General features: G+C 35.7%; 20 protein-coding genes and 1 riboswitch. Of the genes, 5 read left to right on the top strand and 15 right to left on the bottom strand.

What is annotated here, in order from left to right:
• Nucleotides 1-9 precede the first annotated feature (9 nt).
• The 4 genes from pdxT to J2Z80_RS00800 form a co-directional block, all read right to left on the bottom strand.
• A complete protein-coding gene (gene pdxT / locus J2Z80_RS00815) occupies nucleotides 10-576 on the bottom strand; it encodes a pyridoxal 5'-phosphate synthase glutaminase subunit PdxT (RefSeq protein ID WP_209452658.1) in 567 nt (188 codons plus the stop codon).
• 1 nt (nucleotide 577) lies between these two features.
• Nucleotides 578-1,456 carry a pyridoxal 5'-phosphate synthase lyase subunit PdxS gene (gene pdxS, locus J2Z80_RS00810; RefSeq protein ID WP_209452657.1) on the bottom strand — a complete coding sequence of 293 codons (879 nt, stop codon included), beginning with the start codon at nucleotides 1,454-1,456 and terminating at the stop codon, nucleotides 578-580.
• A 163-nt stretch (nucleotides 1,457-1,619) separates the two neighbouring features.
• Entirely contained in the window at nucleotides 1,620-2,786 is a 1,167-nt protein-coding gene (locus tag J2Z80_RS00805) for an RNA-binding domain-containing protein (protein WP_094043209.1), read from the bottom strand.
• A gap of 156 nt (nucleotides 2,787-2,942) precedes the next feature.
• Nucleotides 2,943-5,447, bottom strand: coding sequence for an O-antigen ligase family protein (locus J2Z80_RS00800; RefSeq protein WP_209452656.1), 2,505 nt, complete (start codon nucleotides 5,445-5,447; stop codon nucleotides 2,943-2,945).
• 187 nt (nucleotides 5,448-5,634) lie between these two features.
• On the opposite strand from J2Z80_RS00800, the gene J2Z80_RS00795 reads away from it, so the two are divergent.
• From J2Z80_RS00795 to J2Z80_RS00775, 5 genes are all read left to right on the top strand, one after another.
• Nucleotides 5,635-6,654, top strand: a complete 1,020-nt coding sequence (locus tag J2Z80_RS00795; RefSeq protein WP_209452655.1) for an ABC transporter substrate-binding protein — start codon at nucleotides 5,635-5,637, stop codon at nucleotides 6,652-6,654.
• Between the two features lie 69 nt (nucleotides 6,655-6,723).
• A complete protein-coding gene (locus tag J2Z80_RS00790) occupies nucleotides 6,724-7,470 on the top strand; it encodes an ABC transporter ATP-binding protein (RefSeq protein ID WP_209452654.1) in 747 nt (248 codons plus the stop codon).
• Complete coding sequence (locus tag J2Z80_RS00785; protein WP_209452703.1) at nucleotides 7,463-8,272, top strand: ABC transporter permease; 810 nt, start codon at nucleotides 7,463-7,465, stop codon at nucleotides 8,270-8,272. Before J2Z80_RS00790 ends, J2Z80_RS00785 begins: the two co-directional genes overlap by 8 nt.
• A gap of 90 nt (nucleotides 8,273-8,362) precedes the next feature.
• Nucleotides 8,363-10,000 carry an NAD+ synthase gene (locus J2Z80_RS00780; protein ID WP_209452653.1) on the top strand — a complete coding sequence of 546 codons (1,638 nt, stop codon included), beginning with the start codon at nucleotides 8,363-8,365 and terminating at the stop codon, nucleotides 9,998-10,000.
• A gap of 23 nt (nucleotides 10,001-10,023) precedes the next feature.
• A complete protein-coding gene (locus J2Z80_RS00775; protein WP_209452652.1) occupies nucleotides 10,024-10,890 on the top strand; it encodes a DMT family transporter in 867 nt (288 codons plus the stop codon).
• Between the two features lie 10 nt (nucleotides 10,891-10,900).
• Here the strand turns inward: J2Z80_RS00775 and J2Z80_RS00770 are convergent, their stop codons facing one another.
• The 11 genes from J2Z80_RS00770 to J2Z80_RS00720 form a co-directional block, all read right to left on the bottom strand.
• Nucleotides 10,901-12,361, bottom strand: coding sequence for a YcdB/YcdC domain-containing protein (locus J2Z80_RS00770; RefSeq protein ID WP_209452651.1), 1,461 nt, complete (start codon nucleotides 12,359-12,361; stop codon nucleotides 10,901-10,903).
• Between the two features lie 81 nt (nucleotides 12,362-12,442).
• A complete protein-coding gene (locus tag J2Z80_RS00765; protein ID WP_209452650.1) occupies nucleotides 12,443-12,853 on the bottom strand; it encodes a F0F1 ATP synthase subunit epsilon in 411 nt (136 codons plus the stop codon).
• A 10-nt stretch (nucleotides 12,854-12,863) separates the two neighbouring features.
• Nucleotides 12,864-14,249 carry a F0F1 ATP synthase subunit beta gene (gene atpD, locus J2Z80_RS00760; RefSeq protein ID WP_209452649.1) on the bottom strand — a complete coding sequence of 462 codons (1,386 nt, stop codon included), beginning with the start codon at nucleotides 14,247-14,249 and terminating at the stop codon, nucleotides 12,864-12,866.
• A gap of 60 nt (nucleotides 14,250-14,309) precedes the next feature.
• Nucleotides 14,310-15,167, bottom strand: coding sequence for an ATP synthase F1 subunit gamma (gene atpG / locus J2Z80_RS00755; protein ID WP_209452648.1), 858 nt, complete (start codon nucleotides 15,165-15,167; stop codon nucleotides 14,310-14,312).
• Nucleotides 15,167-16,687 (bottom strand): F0F1 ATP synthase subunit alpha, encoded by a 1,521-nt coding sequence (gene atpA / locus J2Z80_RS00750; protein WP_209452647.1) that lies wholly within the window; start codon nucleotides 16,685-16,687, stop codon nucleotides 15,167-15,169. The genes atpG and atpA overlap by 1 nt, the downstream gene beginning before the upstream one ends.
• 33 nt (nucleotides 16,688-16,720) lie before the next feature.
• Complete coding sequence (atpH, locus tag J2Z80_RS00745) at nucleotides 16,721-17,254, bottom strand: ATP synthase F1 subunit delta (protein WP_209452646.1); 534 nt, start codon at nucleotides 17,252-17,254, stop codon at nucleotides 16,721-16,723.
• Complete coding sequence (atpF, locus tag J2Z80_RS00740; protein ID WP_209452645.1) at nucleotides 17,242-17,730, bottom strand: F0F1 ATP synthase subunit B; 489 nt, start codon at nucleotides 17,728-17,730, stop codon at nucleotides 17,242-17,244. The genes atpH and atpF overlap by 13 nt, the downstream gene beginning before the upstream one ends.
• Before the next feature lie 22 nt (nucleotides 17,731-17,752).
• Nucleotides 17,753-17,977 carry an ATP synthase F0 subunit C gene (gene atpE / locus J2Z80_RS00735; RefSeq protein WP_209452644.1) on the bottom strand — a complete coding sequence of 75 codons (225 nt, stop codon included), beginning with the start codon at nucleotides 17,975-17,977 and terminating at the stop codon, nucleotides 17,753-17,755.
• 84 nt (nucleotides 17,978-18,061) lie between these two features.
• Nucleotides 18,062-18,718, bottom strand: coding sequence for a F0F1 ATP synthase subunit A (locus J2Z80_RS00730; RefSeq protein WP_209452643.1), 657 nt, complete (start codon nucleotides 18,716-18,718; stop codon nucleotides 18,062-18,064).
• Nucleotides 18,719-18,837: 119 nt separating this feature from the next.
• Nucleotides 18,838-19,491, bottom strand: coding sequence for a potassium channel family protein (locus tag J2Z80_RS00725; RefSeq protein ID WP_209452642.1), 654 nt, complete (start codon nucleotides 19,489-19,491; stop codon nucleotides 18,838-18,840).
• A 15-nt stretch (nucleotides 19,492-19,506) separates the two neighbouring features.
• Complete coding sequence (locus J2Z80_RS00720; protein WP_349292563.1) at nucleotides 19,507-20,886, bottom strand: TrkH family potassium uptake protein; 1,380 nt, start codon at nucleotides 20,884-20,886, stop codon at nucleotides 19,507-19,509.
• Nucleotides 20,887-21,009: 123 nt separating this feature from the next.
• Nucleotides 21,010-21,138, bottom strand: a riboswitch (cyclic di-AMP (ydaO/yuaA leader).
• Nucleotides 21,139-21,191: the final 53 nt, after the last annotated feature.

Genomic DNA, 21,191 nt, shown 5'->3' with positions numbered 1-21,191 from the left:
AGGCTGCATCTACTGCAGCCCTAAAAAATACTTGTAAAAGCTTAAGTCGTTGGTCAGTTCTGGATGAAACGAAGTCGCAAAAAGGTTGCCTTCCCTCGCTGCCACTATTTTCCCATTGTATCTAGATAGCACCTTTACATTTTCTCCTACATCCTCAATATAAGGCGCTCTTATAAACACTGCATCTATTTCGTCTTTTGATACGTCAGGCATACTAAGCTTTGTTGTAAAGCTATCAAGCTGACTTCCGTACGCATTTCTCCGCACCTTTATGTCCATTATACCTAGATGAACTTTATCATCATTTACAATATGTTTAGCCATCAATATCATACCTGCACATGTTCCCCATATAGGCGCACCAGATCTGTAAAGCTCTATAATGACATCTTTTAAGTCAAAATCATTAAGCATTTTTCCTATGGCAGTGCTTTCACCGCCAGGCAGTATAAGTGCATCTACTCTTTTTAAAGTCTCTTTATCTTTTGCTTCTACAGGTGTTATACCATCTAATCTTTTTAGTTTATCTATATGTTCTTCTACAGAACCTTGTATCGCAAGAACACCAACACGCATTTTACCAGCCCCTATTGGCATATAGATCTTTTTCTGAAAGATCCCTTATATCGATGCTATTCATTGCTTCGCCTAATCCTTCTGATACTTCTGCTATTATCTCTGGTTTGTCATAATATGTCGTAGCTTTTACAATTGCTTCAGCACGCTTTTCGGGGTTTTCTGATTTAAATATGCCTGAACCTACAAAGACTCCATCTGCTCCAAGCTGCATCATCAGTGCAGCATCTGCCGGTGTTGCAATACCTCCCGCTGCAAAATTTACAACTGGCAGTCTCCCGTTTTCTGCAACATATTTTACTAATTCATAAGGAGCCTGCAATTCCTTTGCTGCTGTCATAAGTTCTTCATCGCTTAAAGTTGTAAGTCTTTTTATCTCTGCTGTTATGGTTCTCATATGCCTTACTGCTTCAACTACATTTCCCGTGCCTGCTTCACCTTTAGTCCTTATCATTGAGGCACCTTCGCCAATTCTCCTTAATGCTTCCCCTAAGTTTCGCGCACCGCAAACAAATGGAACTTTAAACTGCCACTTGTTTATGTGGTATGATTCATCTGCAGGTGTCAGCACTTCACTCTCATCAATATAATCTATCTTCAAAGCTTCCAAAACCTGTGCTTCCACAAAATGACCTATTCTGACTTTTGCCATGACAGGTATTGACACAGCTTCTTTTATCGCTTTTATTATCTTTGGATCTGACATCCTTGCAACGCCGCCATGGGCTCTTATATCAGCAGGTACCCTTTCAAGTGCCATAACAGCTACAGCACCTGCTTTTTCTGCAATAACAGCCTGTTCAGGTGTTGTAACATCCATTATGACTCCACCTTTTAGCATCTGAGCCAGGTTTTTATTTAACTCATATCTTTCATTCATTGTACTTATTCCCCCTATTTATTGTATAACAATTTTATTAGTTTAAATCAATTGTATCTATTTAATGCGAACATGTCAATCAGTACAATATGGGTACAAAAAAAAGATACACATACGTGTACCTAAACACTCCTAACTTTTTTAAACTACTCACTTTCACTAATCAAAAATCTGGCCTGTATATTGTCAATATAAATTCCTCTCCTTGTTCCATAAGCAATGGCTCTCTTGCCCCTAATTCCTTCATTTTTTTAAGTATCATTGGAATACCTCTTCCAAGTTGATCAATGTACCTCATGTTTTCCATGTATTTAACAAGGAAAGGATTCCGCGCATACGATACTCCTATTTTCATTTTCTCTATTGTCACTGTATTTGGCAGTCTTCCTGGACTTCTGAACTCTATACGATCATTATACATAAGAACTCTTATTTTAGAACCGCTGATACTATAATTTCTATGAACCAGAGAATTTACAATAGCTTCTCTCATGACAATCATAGGGTATTCTTCTCTTTCTTCTCTTTTTAATCCATTAATCACTGACGGGGTAAGCATATTATTCTTAATCACAACCATTAACTGCTCTGCTACATCTTGTATTCTTCCTGTTATTATTTTCTTATCGATTAATTCATCTGTGATTTCATTACCATTAAAATGAGCAAAACTTACTCCATTCTGTGGAAGATACTTCTCTGGATTTTTGCCAAATACCAACAGCCCTCCAACAGTACAAACCTTTTTCCCATCATATTCTTTTAGTATATCTGCATTAAGAAGTATCCTTTCTATCGATTCCTTGGACTCTTCAAATAAATCAAATGTATTATATTTCATAAAATAGTCTCTAATTATATCAATGTTTAAATCATTAATCGATGTTCCTTCCACCGGTGATATGTCATAATGAAGACTTCCACTTGTTTCAAAGAGCCGTAGCAATTCTTCTTTTGATGCAATTCTCTTTGTAGTACCTACTCGTATATAGTATTTATGGTCAGATGTATAATATGGCTTATTAAGTCCCTTGGGGATAGTAATAATTGCTATTGTCTTGCCATCTACTTCTATACTTTCATATGAAGGAATAACATTTGGAATACAGTTATTTCTGCATACATTCATTACCGTTTCTTCTAACTTACTGTTTTTTATCCCTTTTATATTTCCTTCGTCATCAACTCCAATAAGAATTATACCACCTTCTGAATTTGAAAAAGCAACAATTTCTTCGGCAAGTTCTTTGGCTTTAATTTCCTCTTCTTTAAACTCTATATAAGAATTTTCACCATTTTGTATTATGTTTTTTACTTCCTCTACAGTCATATAAAAGCCTCCCGATATTAACAGAAATTAAATCTTATTAGCTTATCTATTCATATTTTTATCTTCTTACATTAATTATAACATTTTCACATTACAAAAAAAGGTATTTATATATTAAAAAATGAAAAATACAATATGGGTACAAAAAAGGATACATCACTGTATCCCTTTTAACGCTTCTTTAGAATTTTCTACTATTTTCTTCATTGTATCTGTCATAGGTTTTGGCTCTTCTGATTTAGAATTAGCCGCATTAAACAACTTCTCAACATCGACAGCTTTTTGAAGGTATTCTTTCGCTTTCCCTTTATCGTTGTTTTGCAGGTAAAACATGCCGACTTTGTTATACGCATCTGCCAGCTGTTGATAGTTCTCTGGCCTTAAAGGCTGGACTTCAACAGCTTTTTTGACATACTGTATTCCTTTATCTATCTGTCCATGAGCAAGGTAAAAAGCTCCAAGCTGCGCCGATAATTGAGAATTAAAGGGTTCTAAATCTACTGCTTTCTGCTCTTCATTCATTGCCTCCTGAAGCGTCGCTGCGTCCTTTGTCTGATCTGCTATGCTAGCCAATGTCTGCCCGTAAGACATCCTGTACTTTGCATTCCACGGATCATATGATACTGCACTTTTGTAGTATTGAATAGCCTGAGGAATATTGTTTGTCTTCATCAAGATATCACCTTTTTCAGCAGACTTAAGGGCATATGATAAAGAGAAGGACATAAACATGACGACTATTCCTACTATTAAAACTCCGTAGCTGTAATATCCATTGTACAATTTTTTACCATTTTTAATTGGTTTTGTTGGCTCTTTATGGCTTATATTCATGCTGTTTACTATTCCTATAAGGGAGTACAGAGCTATCGTTACAGCAGATAAAGAAAGGTCAAAATCCATAGCTGCATGGGCATAAAGGCTTAATATACCTGTTGTGGCTGCTGCCAGCAGTATGCGCTCATATCTATCCATTTCAGCTTTATAAAGCCTAAATATTGATAATATGAGAGCAATTAAGAAGAAAATCATTGCTGCTGCACCAATTAAACCTGCATCAAGCAAAACCTGCATGAAGTAATTATGTGTCTGGGTTGTCCAATAGAGGTATGACTGGTACTTAAAGTAAAGGGATGCCCATGCACCTCCACCTGCACCAAACAGCGGATAGTCTTTAAATATCTTAAACCCATCTTTGTAAAACTGCATGCGCTCCGAACTGCTGTGGCTACTTAGGCTAATATCCTGTATTCTAGACGCCACATTTTCAGGCAGATACTTGTATTTCAGCATAATGTTTTGTACGTCTTTTGGGTTGTTTTTTGGATATATATACGCTTTTTCAAATGTTACAGACGTACCTTTAAAATTGTTTATAAAAGTTATAGCCAACCTCTTGGTGTCCTTTAACGTAGAAAATTCAATAGTTTTTTCTCCGCTGAAACTTTCTTTGTCGTAAACATCTTTTATTTTTGTAGGCTGATCTAAATCATTTCTGCTGTCTATTGCAATTTTATATGCCCAATCTTTGTTTTCACTATTTTGCGATTTAACCACATATTTAAGAACATAAATCCTGCCAGAATCCACATCCACAAATCTCGTCACGCTTTTTAAGCTGTCGGCCTCATCTTGACCATGACTTAATGTAAGCGGCATTTGAGATGTCAATACTATGTATCCACCTATTGATGAAAGAATACCGATAATAACAATTATCGATATACCTACTTTTAAGCTTATCTTATTTACAGCATCAACTATAAAACTTATCAGATATGTGAAAATAGCTGATAGCAAAGCTCCTACAAATATCCACATAAGCAGATTGTGTGGTTTAGGGCCATTCACGATAGAATTAAATTTCGCTATAGGCAGTGACGATGCTACGACTATACCTATTAAGTAGATGAAAGGCTCTACTCTCTTGCCTTTTGGCATCATTATGATAAGGAATATAAACAAAAACGGAAACATTACCCATGCACCGCGGGACAATGTAAATACATATGCATAAAGCTGTACAAATGCTTCTATCCCATACAGCGCTTTTAGATATTTATTTTCTGTATATGATATAAGGGCAAAGTTCACAAACAAAAATGCCATCATAAATGATGCTGCAGTATTGGCATATTGAAATGTAGAATTGATTCTGCCTCCCACCCATGACCCATTGTAGTTTATGTATCCTGCAGCAGATAAAAGCCCTACTACTGCTACTCCAAATGAACTTAAAACAAGTACATTTAAAAGGATCCATATCTTTTTCTTGTCGCTTAAAAGCCTACTTGCCATTAAGTATATAAAAACATAATCAACATACTTCAATGTCTCCCCTATCGCAGATCTTATATTTACAGCAAAAAATGTCGATATGAGATATGCTCCAACAAGGGATAATACAGCATAGTCAAGTCTTTCTGTAATTATGGGTTCCTTTTTAAATATCTTAATAAGTGACCAAATCACCACCACAATAGATGTAATCACCATAGTAGGTAGAAGTTCATTATCAAAGTACATGCCTCTAAAATACGGTGGTAATGCCACTAATAAAAGCAATGATATGTAAAATACGATATCGATTGTAAAAATAGTGTTTATACTTCTTTTTTCCTTCACATTGACTTTTCCTTTTTTTGCTGCTTTTTGTGCCATAATTATTCTCCTTTGTACATGTTATAAAAAATACACAAATAATTTAATTCGACAAAAATATTTAATTTCCTTCTTCTGTAATCATTTAACGAATCGGTAGTTGAAAAAATCTTATTTTCCATTCAATCACCATTTGCAATTGATAGAATATAATAAACTGAAATCTAAATAAATGGGAGGTATATTCATGAGAAAGCCTAGGAAATTACTTATTTTTACGCTTATACTTACATTTATACTTACATCTGTTTTGTTTACAGGATGTAAAGCAAAAGATAAACAGCTTACAAAGATAAATTTTATTGAGACAGTTCATTCGATTTTTTATGCACCCTACTACGCAGCAGTAAATAAGGGATTTTTTAAAGAAGAAGGACTTCAATTGGAGATAACAACTGCACAAGGTTCTGACAAAGCAGCGACGGCAGTCGTATCAGGTCAAGCCGACATAGGACTGCAAGGCCCAGAGACTACTGTCTACGTGTATAAAGAAGGAAAAGAAGATTACCTTGTAAATTTTGCACAGCTTACAAAAAAAGACGGCTCATTCTTAGTAGGCAAAAAACCAGAGCCAAATTTCAAGTGGGAAAACTTAAAAGGGAAAAAAATAATAGGTGGAAGGCCGGGCGGAATGCCTGAAATGACTCTTGAATATATACTGAAAGAACACGGACTAGATCCTAAAAAAGATGTAAATCTTGTGACAAATCTTCAATTTACAGCAACTGCCGGTGCCTTCATGAGATCCGATGCAGACTACGTCGCATTATTTGAACCGACGGCATCACAAGTAGAGAGTGAAAAAGGTGGATATATCGTAGCATCTGTCGGTGCTGCCGGACATGATGTGCCGTATACGACATTTAACGCTAGAAAAAACTATATAAAAGAACATCCTGATATAATACAGCATTTCACGAATGCAGTTTACAAAGGGATGCTTTACGTTCAATCCCATTCATCAAAACAAGTGGCAGAAGACATCAAGTCATTCTTCCCAGATACAGATATTGATATCATAGCAAAAGTTATCGACAGGTATAAAAGCATAGATGCATGGGGTACAACACCGCAAATGAAGTCGGCTGATTTTGACGCACTTCAGAATGTATTGTTAAACGCCGGTGAAATAGACAGCAAAGTAGACCCCAATGCTCTTATAGACAATACTTTCGCAGATAAAGCAGTCGAATCAATAAAGAAATAGTGTTGCGGGGACAATAGAAAGATTGTCCCCTGTAAGTATGCCTAAAATATTGTGCAGGAGGTGCGCCTTGTGGATAAAGTCATGGTAGAACTTAAAAATGTCTCTTTAAACTATCATACGGTAAATGGCGAAACAGAAGCGATAAAAAATGTCTCTTTCAATGTACATGAAGGCGAATTTGTAGGAGTTATAGGACCATCAGGATGTGGTAAATCCACACTTTTATCTATTATTGCAGGCCTTTTGAAGCCATCAGGCGGAAGCGTAAAAGTAAACGGCGAGGTTGGATACATGCTTCAAAGAGACCACCTTTTTGAGTGGCGAAACATCATGCAGAATGTTCTTCTTGGGCTTGAGATACAAAATGCTGTCAATGATGATTCTATAAGGCATGTAGAGGGACTATTAGATAGATACGGTCTTGCAGAGTTTAAATACCATTATCCAAATCAGATATCAGGAGGAATGAGGCAAAGAGCAGCATTAATCAGGACTCTAGCGTTAAATCCTGACATCATGCTATTGGATGAGGCTTTTTCAGCCCTTGATTACCAGACAAGGCTTGCAATATCTGATGAGGTATGGAGCATATTGAAAAATGTAAAAAAGACAGCTATTATAGTGACTCACGATATATCAGAGGCAATAGCGATGTGCGATAGAATCGTGGTTTTGTCTAATAGGCCGGCAGTTGTAAAAAGCATACATGAGATACATCTCACATGCGATACACCCTCACCCATTGGATGCCGAAAAGCCCCGGAATTTAGAGAATATTTCAATGAGATATGGAAGGAGCTTGATGTCCATGTATGATACAACGTCAAACATGTCAAAGGAGCACATGGAGTTTTTAAAAAAAGTCAAAAGAAAAGAGATAGCTATAAGAACTACTCAGGTTATAATATTGATTGCATTTTTTGCATTATGGGAAATAGCCGGAAGGCTTAAATTGATAGATCCATTTTTATTTAGTCAGCCATCCCGCATGCTTAAAACGATCATAAACTTAAGCAAAGACGGTTCACTTTTTACACACATATGGGTTACACTTAGTGAGACGCTGATTGGATTTGCACTTGGAACAATTATAGGAATAGCAATTGCTATCATGCTTTGGTGGTCTTCATTTGCATCAAAGGTAGCGGAGCCATACCTAATAGTTTTAAACAGTCTTCCAAAGATTGCGTTAGGTCCTATATTCATCGTATGGATGGGAAATGGTGAAGCACCTATAATAACGATGGGACTTGCAATATCTTTAATCGTCACAATAATAAGTTTAGAGACAGGCTTTATGCAAGTAGATGAGGATAAGATAAAACTTTTAAAGACATTTGGCGCTACAAAATATCAAATACTTACAAAGTGCATTTTGCCAGCCAGTATCCCAACTATCATGTCTGCCATAAAAATCAACATGGGGCTATCTTGGGTTGGCGTAATAACAGGCGAATTCTTAGTATCAAAGGCTGGTCTAGGATATCTCATCGTGTACGGCGGACAGATATTCAAGCTTGACATAGTCATGTCCAGTGTCCTAATACTATCTGTGCTGGCTGCGTTGATGTACGTGCTTTTAGTATACATTGAAAAGAAAATAATCAAATGGCAGTAATTGTAGAATTGACTGCACCACAATATGCTGGTGTATTTTTTTTCATTATGTGCTAAAATATCTTTATGAAAATATTTCGAGGTGAGATTTATGAAGATAGCATTAGCACAGTTGAATCCAACTGTGGGTGACATTAAAAATAACTGTGAAAAAATAATTAAGTATATAAAAGAAGCAAAAAAAGCTAATATGGAGCTTATAGTATTTCCGGAATTATCTATCATTGGATATCCTCCTAAGGATTTACTTTATAACCCTGATTTTTTGGAAACATCATATAGTGCTTTAAATGAGATTATATTGCCTGAGACAAATGATATTGGCGTCATTGTAGGCACAGCTACAAAGGATAAGGAAAAAGACTACTTGCTTCATAACTCAGCACTGCTTCTATACAACGGTAAAATAATCGGACAAGCTGACAAAACCCTTTTGCCAAATTACGATGTATTTGATGAGCAAAGGTATTTTGAGCCAGCAAAAGAAAGACAATGTTTTGACTTTAAAGGAATGCGCCTTGCAGTAAATATTTGCGAAGACATATGGAACGACAAGGACTTCTGGGAAAGGCCAAGGTACGATATAGATGTTTTGGAAGAGCAGTACAAGCTAAATCCAGACATTTTTATAAATATTTCCGCATCGCCGTATAACCTTGGAAAACAAGAATTAAGGACAAGAATGGTAAAGCAGATATCGAAGAAATATAAATTGCCGCTGATATACGTAAATCAAGTCGGTGGAAATGACGAGCTGATTTTTGATGGTAACAGTTTCGCAATAAATTCCAATGGTGACAGAGTCGTAAACTTAAGGTCATTTTCTGAAGATATGGCTTTTGTAGATACTGAAAATCTAGATGAATTAAAACCACTTCAAGAAATCAAAGAAGATATTTCATGGGTTCACGATGCATTAATTTTAGGACTCAAAGATTATTTTAGAAAGACAGGTTTTAAAAAAGCAGTGGTAGGCTTAAGCGGCGGCATTGATTCTGCTGTCACATGCGCACTTGCAGTAAAAGCTTTAGGGCGTGAAAATGTAGTGGGAGTGTCTATGCCATCTCGCTATTCTTCAGAAGGCAGCAAAGATGATGCAAGGGATTTAGCACAAAATCTAGGCATACAGTACAGAGTAATACCTATTGAAGATGTTTTTAAAAGTTATATCTCTATTTTTAACAAAGATGGTGACGTTTTGGGAGATCTAGCAGAAGAAAATCTGCAGGCCAGGATAAGAGGCAACTATCTAATGTTCATATCAAACAGAGAAGGCTACATGGTGTTGACAACCGGAAATAAGTCAGAAATCGCTGTTGGATACTGCACACTGTATGGAGATATGAGTGGTGGACTTGCTGTAATATCCGATGTGCCAAAGACGATGGTGTACGAACTTGCAAAGTATATAAATAGAGACAAAATCATAATACCGCTGTCAACCATTAAAAAGGCTCCATCTGCAGAGCTAAGGCCAAATCAGAAGGATACTGATTCACTGCCACCTTATGAAATACTAGATGATATACTTAAGTTATACATAGAAGATGATAAATCAATAAGTGAGATCGTATCAAGAGGCTATGATGAAGACATTGTAAGAGATGTAATCAGAAAGGTCAACAATGCAGAATACAAGAGAAAACAGGCAGCACCGGGTCTTAAAGTTACAACAAAAGCATTCGGCGTCGGAAGGCGCATGCCAATTGCACAGAAATTTAGGCCATAATTTCAAATAGGGAGGCTTAAGGATTGACAAAAAAATTAAAAAGCGACATCATGTTAATCTTAGTCACAGTCATCTGGGGATCCACTTTTATAATAGTAAAAAATGCAACAAGCGTAATACCTGTGTACAATTTTCTGTTTTTGAGATTTATGCTTGCCTTCATAGTACTGGCAATCCTGTACGGCAAAAGACTTGTAAATATAGATAGAAGAACATTTATTGTTTCAGTCCTTGTTGGTACAATGTTATTTTTAGGCTATGCATTTCAAACACTGGGTCTAAAATACACTACAGCATCAAAGTCTGGTTTTATAAGTGGGTTCAATGTAGTGCTTGTACCTATATTAGAAGCATTTTTCTTAAAAGCAAAACTGTCAAAGACATCGTGGATAAGCGTCATATTGGCAATGGTAGGGTTATTGCTTATAACAACAAATGTTGATTTAAAGATAAACTTTGGGGATTTCCTTACTTTTTTGTGTGCAGTATCATTTGCATTTCAGATCGTCTTAATTGCAAAATATGCACCATCTGTGGATACTATTTCGTTTGCAATGATACAAATTCTGGTTGTTGCGATTCTAAGTGGGATTTTATCATTTATATATGAAAAACCAACTATACCGACAAACAAAACCGTATGGTTTGCACTTATATTGACTGGCATTTTTGCAACAGCTTTTGCATTAACCGTTCAAAATACGATGCAGGCAAATACATCTGCTACACATACAGCTATTATTTTTTCCCTGGAGCCTGTCTTTTCTGCCATCACAGCATTTGTGGTAGCTGGTGAGGTTATGACATTGAAATCTATAATCGGCGGTTTTTTGACGTTTTTAAGCATGATTTTATCTGAAATGCCTTCTGAAGATAAATTAAGGGCTTAAAAAGCCCTTTTTAATATGGTTTTATTATTTCACCTGAAATGGCATCTATCAAGTTTGAATAAATAGGATCATCTACAGTGTAAACTGGTATTATATTTTTGTCTTCTGGTTTGTAATATTTTAAAGAAAAGTTTCCATTTTTTAAGTATTTATCTGTTACTTTATCCTGCGTCATGATGTTTGACGGCATCGGAATCGGTACGTCGTAATTTTTATAAGTATACGCTGATATATTTCCTCCTCCATCTACATCAATAGTTATACCATTATTTATAAATGGAATGTTGTACTGTTTGAGAGGAAATACAAAGTGGTATCCGTAGATTGCTTCACGTGTATTGGTATCTAAATTGCTGTTAAAATCGAGATAAGGTACTACGTCTTTGAAATTATCCTTTATAAATGATTCCGCTTTTTTTAATGCATTTACCCGGGAAATTGATATACTTAAATCACTTTTGGTGCTTTCCAGCACATCTACGACATTACCTGTATTTGCATTAACTGCCACATGTAGATATCCTATTCCATTAACTTTATTCCATGCAAACGTCCAAACATTTAAATCAAGGCCTGCGTATTTTTCGATGTATGCTGTGTTTTTTAATTCATAGTCTTTAGATACATACTTGGATGCTATTTTATACGCTTCATCTTTTGTAACAGGCTTACTAGATTTATTGTAAAATTTGTCCAATGTGATTTTTTCTTCACCTGTCTTTTTTAATTCAACTTTATTACCATTTACATCAATTATATCACCTGTATATGCATTTATCATGTATTGAGGTGATGGTGAAAAATATACCAGTTTCACATCACCTTTATTTTTGTTATATATTACCGTGTACACTAATCTTGGTCTTAAATATTCTTTAAAAAGTTTCGTGGCCTCATTTATATCTATCACATTTTTAAGCGTAGGTAAATCTCCTTCTGTCCAATCGTACGTATAATGTGTAACATATCCCGTTTTTTTATCAACTGATACGTTTATTGTGTCGTATAAAACTTTCACACCATTCTCTTCTCTTCTCCATTTAAAATTGTATTCCCTATAAGTGTCATTTTTATACATGTTGTCAAATTTATATTTGCTAAGATTTGTTGGCCTTACCTTGTTTAAAAATTCATCTGCTATTTTTTTTGCATCATCTCTGCTTAGATTTTTGCCTCCATTGTAATCAGATATATAATTATACCTTATAATATCTCCAGTTTTCGCATTTAGAGTTATTGAAGTATTTTCAAAAATATCATCTTTAGTATAACTTAATATCCACACTGAATCTTTATTTGTAAACTCTCTGTATTGTGCGCTTAAATTATCGTATTTTATATCTCCCAGTTTGTCTTTTACAATTGAGATAGCTTTTTCTTTTGTAATAATATTGTCACTTGGGGCAGCATAAACATTAAATGTCCCTGCCAATATTATGAACATCAATATTATAACTGTTACCTTTTTCATATAAAAACACCTCCACTATTTTCTCCTATTTAGATTTTAGTCTAAATAGGATGTTTTTATACACAATCGTGGAGGTATTTCTTACATCTTTTTGTATTTTTTTGCAATGGTCATTCTAACGAGAGCTCGCCGCAAAGCGGCTTTTGCAAGCAGATACTCATGCTGGCTTTTCTTCTGCCTCAACCTTTCTTCTGCCCTCTGCTTTGCTGCTTCTGCTCTCATAATATCTATCTCCTCAGGCCATTCGGCAGCATCTGCCAGTATAACTACATTATCCTGCTTGACTTCCATAAATCCGTTTGATATGCTGGCTTCTTTCCACTCATTGTTATTTTTTATCTTTAAAGTGCCAATTCCCAATGCGACAGTCATAGGAATATGCCCTTTTTGTACACCGACTTCTCCAGCACTTGTTGTAACAATGATTTCCTCAACATCTCCATCGTAAAATTTGCGATATGGTGTCAAAACTTCGAGGTGGTACTTACTCATTTTATGCACCTCACTTCATTTCTTCAGCTTTTTTATACACTTCATCAATATTTCCTACCATGAAGAATGCTGCTTCTGGTATATCGTCCATCTCACCATCTACTATCTTTTTAAATCCTTCTATCGTCTCTTTTAGCGGGACATATTTGCCTGGTATTCCAGTAAATGTCTCAGCAACGAAGAAAGGCTGCGATAAAAATCTCTGTATCTTCCTTGCTCTGTAGACCGTAAGCTTATCTTCATCTGATAATTCATCCATGCCTAGAATAGCTATTATGTCTTGTAGTTCTTTATACTTTTGCAGTATCTCCTGTACACGCCTTGCTACATTGTAGTGCTCCTCACCTACAATGTTAGGCTCTAATATTCTTGATGTAGAATCAAGTGGATCAACCGCAGGATAAATACCCATTTCAACAATGCTTCTAGATAAAACTGTCGTGGCATCAAGGTGTGTAAATGTCGTTGCAGGCGCCGGATCTGTCAAGTCATCTGCAGGCACATATACCGCTTGAACAGATGTAATTGACCCGCTCTTTGTAGAAGTTATTCTCTCCTGCAATGCACCAAGCTCTGTAGCAAGTGTCGGCTGATAACCTACGGCAGATGGCATCCTGCCTAAGAGAGCAGATACTTCTGAGCCTGCTTGTATAAACCTGAATATATTATCAATAAATAGCAAAACGTCCTGATGCTTTTCATCCCTAAAATACTCTGCCATTGTAAGACCGGTAAGTCCAACTCTCATTCTAGCCCCTGGTGGCTCATTCATCTGACCAAAGACAAATGCTGTCTTATCTAAAACACCAGACTCTTTCATCTCATGCCACAAATCATTACCTTCACGGGTTCTCTCTCCAACACCAGTAAAGATTGAGTATCCGCCATGCTCTGTCGCTATATTCCTGATTAGCTCTTCTATTAAGACTGTCTTACCAACACCTGCACCACCAAATAGTCCAATCTTGCCACCTTTTGCATATGGTGTTAGAAGATCTATGACTTTTATACCTGTCTCCAATACCTCAGTGACAGGGCTTTGTTCTTCAAAGCTTGGTGCATCTCTGTGTATAGACATATACTTATCTGCTTTCACTTCACCAAGGTCATCCATTGGTTTGCCCAACACGTTAAACATTCTGCCAAGTGTACCTTCGCCGACCGGTACCGAAATTGGCCCGCCTGTATCAAAACATTCCATCCCTCTCTTTAATCCATCGGTAGACGACATAGCAACACACCTTACTGTATTGTCACCTGTATGCTGAGATACTTCGACGACTATTTCATCATCCTTAAATGGTATCTTAATCGCATTGTTGATGGGTGGCAAATCTTCGTCAAAACGTATATCAACAACCGGACCTATTACCTGTGTTATATAACCTTTTTTCATATTAGCCTCCATTCACTATCTAAAATTTTATTTTTATAATTTAAATACTTTCAGTTCCAGCTAAACAGATGAACCTCCGATTATTTCAGAAAGCTCTTGCGTTATAGAAGCTTGCCTCAGCCTGTTATATTCCAAAGTGTATTTAGCTATCATCTTATCTGCATTTGAGGTTGCACCATCCATTGCAACCATACGTGAAAAATGCTCTGATGCAAAAGCATTTACCAAGAAGCTGTACACTATGCCTTTAATATACTCAGGCACAAGTAAATTAAATACTTTAGTGGGGGATGGATCGTATATCATATCGCTTAAAATTTTTACATCCTTATTGCTGTCAAAATTTTTTATGTCCAGCGGCAATATTTTAATTGTCCTTACTATCTGCTTTAAACCAGCCATTTCTGTATATACTGCATAAATATCATCTATAATGCCTCTGTCATATATATCTACTAATAAATCAGATATCTCACCTGCTGCAGATGTGGTAGGATTTTGAGCAGTATATAGAAATTCTACATCTACGTTGTAGCCCTTATTCATGAAATAGCTGCGTCCTACTTCACCTATCACCATCAGGTTTTGTGTATCGCCATCAATAACTTCTTCCGCTTGTTTTATGACGTTATGATTGTATCCACCACACAGACCTTTATCGCCTGTTACAACTATGACGGCTTTTTTTCTTGCTCCTTTTGCTTCATGCTGTCTTTCAAAATAATGGGATGTAGCCTCGCCGCTATGAATCAGTATATCTTCCATTGTAGACTGTATTTTTTCATAATACGGTCTCACATTATCCAGCATAACCTTTGCTTTTCTGAATTTAGCTGCTGATATGAGATTCATAGCTTTCGTTATTTTTCGCGTCTCTTTGATGCTTTTTATCCTTAATTGAATATCCCTTTTCCCCATTATGCATCACCTTTCGATGCGTATTTGCTCTTATACTCCTCGATAGCCGCCTTTAATTTTTCAACTGTATCATCCTCTAACTTACCTGTCTCTCTTATGGTTTTCTTAATATCTGGGTAATTTATATCAATAAATTCAATAAGATCTTTCACAAATTTCTTTACATCTTGAAGTTCAACATCCACCAAGTATTTGTTCATAACCGTGTATATCATTATGACTTGATCTTCCATCGAAATCGGCTGATATCTTGGTTGCTTCGTTATTTCTACTATCCTCTCGCCTTGCTTTAGCAAATCCAGTGTCGATTTATCAAGATCTGAGCCAAACTGTGCAAATACCTCCAACTCTCTGTATTGGGAAAGCTCTAATCTCATTCTGCCAGACACTTTCTTCATGGCTTTCTTCTGCGCAGCACCACCGACACGTGATACTGATAGACCTACGTTTATAGCAGGTCTTATACCTGAATAGAAAAGCTCAGATTCCAGATATATCTGTCCATCTGTTATAGATATAACATTTGTAGGAATGTATGCTGATATATCACCTGCAAGTGTTTCTATTATCGGCAGCGCAGTAATTGAACCGCCGCCCATATCGTCAGAAAGCTTAGCAGAACGCTCCAAAAGCCTTGAATGGAGATAGAATACATCTCCAGGATATGCTTCTCTTCCTGGCGGTCTTCTCAAAAGGAGCGAAATCGTTCTGTAGGCAACAGCGTGTTTTGAAAGATCATCATATACTATAAGGACATCTTTTTTGTTGTACATGAAATACTCTGCCATAGCACATCCAGCATATGGTGCCAAATACTGCAGTGCTGCAGAATCACTTGCTGTGGATGCTACAACCGTTGTATATGACATTGCACCGAATTTTTCCAATGTATTCACAAGTCCCGCTATCGTCGAAGCCTTCTGGCCTATTGCAACATATATGCAGTAAACATCTTTGTCTTTCTGGTTTATTATAGTATCAACTGCGATAGCCGTTTTTCCAGTCTGCCTATCTCCTATTATAAGCTCTCTCTGCCCTCTACCGATAGGAATCATAGCATCTATTGCCAAGATTCCAGTCTGTAGCGGAGTATCAACAGGTTTCCTCTTTATGATAGGTGGAGCTGGATATTCCACAGGCCTTGTTCCATCGTTTTTTATAGGTCCTTTACCGTCTAGAGGTTGACCTAAAGGATTTACGACTCTACCTAAAAGACCAGGACCTACAGGTACTTCAACTACTTTTCCAGTACGCTTTACAGTAGTACCTTCTTTAATTGCTTCAGGATCGCCAAGAATTATGGCGCCAACATTGTCTTCTTCAAGATTCATTACCATACCATAGACGCCATTTTCAAATTCAACCATTTCTCCATACATTGCTTCATCAAGTCCATATATCTTGACAATGCCATCACCAGCAGTAATTACATAACCTATATCTTCTGTCTTAAGGGTAAAATCAAAATTTTTTATTTTATCTTCCAGAATTGATGTTATTTCTTCAGGTTTTATATCCATATATTCACCTTCTATTTTATAAAGTACTTTTTATTAACTTGCAGTTACAAGATTTTTAAGAAGTAGATCAAGTTTTCCTTTTATAGAACCATCGATAACTTTATTTCCTATTAATATCTTAAGCCCACCAAGTATAGACTCATCCACTGTTTGATTTATGCTCACTTTTTTATTAAAATTCGATTCTAATTTATTCCTGATTTCTTCTATAGTCTTTAAGTCCAGCGGATGGGCTGAAATTAATGTTGCATTTATGATTCCCTTGTAATCCATGTACAATTTCTCATACTCAATGAATATTTCATCAAAAATAGTCTCTCTATGTTTCGATATTATCAATTTTAAAAAGTTAATTATTTCTTTATCATATCCATCTAAAATCGCATCAACAAAGCTCATTTTTTGCTTGATATATATTCCTCTATTTGTAATAATTTTATATATTTGCTTATTTTTTAACACATTTAAAATGTCCTTAAGTTCGTCATAATACTTTTCGATATTGTTATTTTCTCTAGCTGCGTTAAAAAGAGCACGTGCATATTTTTTTGCTATTACTTGTTCCAAGATGCACCTGCCTCCTTAACCACCTCGTTGATGATCTTATCATCATCGAGGTTGATATTGCCAATAGCCTTTGATGCAGCTTCTATTATAAGGTGCGACAAGCTAACCCTTAAATCATGCATAGCTTTAATTTTCTCTGTCTCTGCTTCTTCTTTTGCCCTTTCTATTATCTCTTTCGCCTCAATATTTGCCTGTTCTATTATCTTATCTGCTTTTTCTTTTGCATATTTTTCTGCTCTATCAATGATAGCCTTTCCTTCATCGTCAGCCTTTTTTAATATCTCTTCGTATTGTGCTTTTAATTCGTTAGCTTCATGAACTTTCCTATCAGCCTCTTCAAGTGAATTTTTAATTTTTTGTGATCTTTCTTCCATAAATTTTGTCACGGGTTTAAAGAGAAACTTTCTCAATATCAGATACAAAACAACCAGATTTATAATCGTAAAAACGAACGTATACGGATTTATAAGGCTCAAATTATTACCTTCTTTCGTATCATTATGGTTTCATGAAGAATATTATCAAAAATGCAACTAGCAATCCATATATAGCAGTTGCTTCAGACAAAGCACCACCTAAAAGTAAGAACTGCATTATGCTGCCTCTTGCCTCTGGCTGCCTTGATACAGCTTCAACAGCCTTTCCTGTAGCTATACCTATACCAATTCCTGCACCAATACCTGAAATCGCAGCAATTCCTGCTCCTATTGCCAATAAATTCATCTTCATCTCTCCTTTTAAATAATTTCGATTATATTTTTTACTAAAATATTTCAATTATAAATCAAATCACTTTAAATTATATTACTATTCAACAGCTTCTTCAATATAAAGCATCGTCAAAAATACAAACACTACCATCTGAAGTGCACCATCAAACAAGTCAAAGTAGATGCTAAATATTGCTGGCACTATTATCGGTGCCACTTTACTTATTAAACCCATTATTATAAATGCAGCTATGATATTGCCAAACAACCTGGCTGCAAGTGATAATGGTCTCGTAAACATATCAAGTATTTTCATTGGAAAAAAGAAGGGCATCGGTTCAAAAAATGATTTTGCATATCCTTTTATGCCTTTTGCTTTAATTGATGCTATTATAACAACGACGATAGACATTATAGCCATTGCAGATGTGGCACTTAAATCTTTTGTAGGAGGTGCTATTCCAAATAGATCGATGGTATTTGCTAATATTAAATATAACGCAATTGTTCCAAGATAAGGTGCAAATGATGACCAATACTCTCCAAGAGCATCTTTTGTAAATGAATTTAAGCCATCTACAATGGTTTCAACGAAATTCTGTACGCCAGTAGGAACAAGTTTCCAGCCTCTTGTAACGATAATAGACGCTATAGTAAGCACAGCCATTATTAACCATGTTACAACAACTGTAGAAGTTACTGGAATGCCACCAAACAGTGGAATTGTAAATACTACCGACTGTCCTATCTCCACTTGTATCACCCCTTTCTCGCCTTTGAATACAATTATAATACTTTACAATGTAAATTTCAAACACTATTTTCACACAAGCCTTAAAATTCAACAGTCGTCAGACTCTTATATATTAAGTCTTAACTGTTATTCAATTTATTTATACTATCAATCGACGCAATAATAAATAAATTATCGCCCTCCATTATTATATCGTCAGCAGAAGGAGTTATTTTAATATTATTTTCTCTTTTTATTGCAATAATATTTAATCCAAACCTTTGTCTTAATTTCAATTCATTTAAAGATTTGCCTATCCAATCTCTAAGAGCCATTATTTCAACAATATTGTACTCAGGTGAAAGCTCTATAAAATCAAGTATATTTGATGATGTAAGACTATGAGCCAATTTTATTCCTGCTTCTTTTTCTGGAAATATGACCCTATCTGCTCCGATTTTCAGCAATACTTTTGCATGAAGTTCATTTAAAGCCTTCGCTACAACTGTTTTTACACCAAGTTCTTTTACCATAAGCGTAACCATAAGGCTTGTTTGTATGTCTGTTCCAGTACCTATTATTGCAACATCAAAATTCCTTACACCTAAAGATCTTAGTACTTTTTCATCTGTTGCATCAGCCTGCACTGCTCTAGTCACGCTATCTGATATCCTCTGTACTCTTTCTTCTGAACTGTCTATCGCCAACACATCACAACCTAGTGAATATAATGTCATTGCAACACTTGATCCAAATCTTCCTAAACCTATTACTACAAATTGTTTCCCACTCATGATATATATATCCTCCTAACCAATTAATACATTGTCTTCCGGGTATTTTATTGCTGCATTTGAATTTGCATGCCTTCGCATCAGTGCGTATATTACTGTCAATGGTCCAACTCTTCCTGCATACATTGTCAATATTATTACTATCCTTCCAACTATGTCTAAATGAGGTGTCAACCCCATCGTAAGGCCTACAGTGCTAAATGCTGATACAACTTCGTAAAAAATTGATAAAAAGTCTGCTTTTTCAAATACTGACAAAAGTAAAACATCAAAAATAACTATAAATATACCTATGCAAATTACTGAAAATGCTCTGTACACTTCATCTTTTGGAATCCTTTTAGATAATACTTCAGTATCTTCTCTACCTTTTACTACTGAAAACAAAGTCATTACGATAACTGCAAATGTCGATGTTTTAATACCGCCTCCTGTCGACCCCGGTGATGCACCTATAAACATCAATATGATTGTAAAAAACTTTGAAGCATTTGTCATATTTGCAGTATCAAGCGTACTAAACCCAGCAGTTCTGGGCGTTATAGCTGCAAACAATGATGACAACACCTTGCCTTTAAAAGAAAGGTATTTCATCGTTTCAGGATTGTCATGTTCTAATAAATAAAATATTAAAGCACCAACCACGATTAAAATTGATGTTGTTATGATTACAACTTTTGAGTGAAGAGAAAATTTTTTAAAATGCCTTTTGTTGATTATATCATATTGAACTGTAAATCCTAAGCCACCAAAAACGATTAATGTCATTATCACAAAATTTACAGAAAAACTTTCTGTGTACTGTACTAAGCTCTTAAAATTGCCAAAGACATCAAATCCAGCGTTATTATAAGCAGATACTGCATGAAATATTCCACGAAAAAGGCCCTCCCAAAATCCAAACTTTGGAATAAACTTAAATGATAATAATGCTGCGCCAATACCTTCAATTACAAATGTGCTTATAAGTGCATACCTAATAAGCCTAACTATCCCCTGCAGTGTAAGAGCATTCATAGCTTCCTGCATAACAAGTCTTTCTTTAAAAGTTATTTTTTTGCCCATTACCATAAATAAAAGAGTTGCAAATGACATAAACCCCAGTCCGCCAATTTGTATTAGAATCATAATAACTGTCTGGCCAAATCTAGACCAATATGTCCCTGTGTCAACTACTACTAAACCCGTAACACATGTAGCAGATGTTGCAGTAAATAAAGCTGTCGTAAAATCTGTCTCAGTGTTTGTACTCGATGATATTGGAAGCATAAGAATGAATGTCCCTATCAATATCACTGTAGCAAAACCTAAAGCAAGCACCTGTATAGGCGTTATACTGTTTAAAATATGCTGCACTTTTTGCCTTACAGTCATTTCTTCATCTCCAAAAATAATATCAAATATAAATACCTATGATTTTATCATAAATAGTAGAAACAACGTATATTAATCATGTCTCATCTTTTTTACAGCGTTTTCCCCAAAAAATATAAAAAAACCTGAAGTTTTCAAGTTTTTTTAACTTCCCTAAAAAGCCTACGGGGTTAGCTGACGGGCTAGGATCTAGGAGAGCTTAACCCTATTCTTTCGAATTTCGCCCCAGTTATTGGGTCCCCCGTTTCCATTGGAATTAGGCTTATTTTATTACGTAACTATAAAACAATTATACAACTGATACTTTTCAATAGCAAATGTCAATC

This window comes from Thermoanaerobacterium butyriciformans (assembly GCF_017874545.1).
Taxonomy (GTDB): Bacteria; Bacillota; Thermoanaerobacteria; order Thermoanaerobacterales; family Thermoanaerobacteraceae; genus Thermoanaerobacterium; species Thermoanaerobacterium butyriciformans.
The sequence above is the reverse complement of the archived record's forward strand: the minus strand, read 5'-3'. Positions and strand labels throughout refer to the sequence as shown.

Coding starts and splice junctions, on each gene's coding strand:
- pdxT (WP_209452658.1), bottom strand. CDS start 576: ATGCGTGTTGGTGTTCTTGCGATACAAGGTTCTGTAGAAGAACATATA.
- pdxS (WP_209452657.1), bottom strand. CDS start 1,456: ATGAATGAAAGATATGAGTTAAATAAAAACCTGGCTCAGATGCTAAAA.
- J2Z80_RS00805 (WP_094043209.1), bottom strand. CDS start 2,786: ATGACTGTAGAGGAAGTAAAAAACATAATACAAAATGGTGAAAATTCT.
- J2Z80_RS00800 (WP_209452656.1), bottom strand. CDS start 5,447: ATGGCACAAAAAGCAGCAAAAAAAGGAAAAGTCAATGTGAAGGAAAAA.
- J2Z80_RS00795 (WP_209452655.1), top strand. CDS start 5,635: ATGAGAAAGCCTAGGAAATTACTTATTTTTACGCTTATACTTACATTT.
- J2Z80_RS00785 (WP_209452703.1), top strand. CDS start 7,463: ATGTATGATACAACGTCAAACATGTCAAAGGAGCACATGGAGTTTTTA.
- J2Z80_RS00780 (WP_209452653.1), top strand. CDS start 8,363: ATGAAGATAGCATTAGCACAGTTGAATCCAACTGTGGGTGACATTAAA.
- J2Z80_RS00770 (WP_209452651.1), bottom strand. CDS start 12,361: ATGAAAAAGGTAACAGTTATAATATTGATGTTCATAATATTGGCAGGG.
- J2Z80_RS00765 (WP_209452650.1), bottom strand. CDS start 12,853: ATGAGTAAGTACCACCTCGAAGTTTTGACACCATATCGCAAATTTTAC.
- atpD (WP_209452649.1), bottom strand. CDS start 14,249: ATGAAAAAAGGTTATATAACACAGGTAATAGGTCCGGTTGTTGATATA.
- atpG (WP_209452648.1), bottom strand. CDS start 15,167: ATGGGGAAAAGGGATATTCAATTAAGGATAAAAAGCATCAAAGAGACG.
- atpA (WP_209452647.1), bottom strand. CDS start 16,687: ATGGATATAAAACCTGAAGAAATAACATCAATTCTGGAAGATAAAATA.
- atpE (WP_209452644.1), bottom strand. CDS start 17,977: ATGAATTTATTGGCAATAGGAGCAGGAATTGCTGCGATTTCAGGTATT.
- J2Z80_RS00725 (WP_209452642.1), bottom strand. CDS start 19,491: ATGAGTGGGAAACAATTTGTAGTAATAGGTTTAGGAAGATTTGGATCA.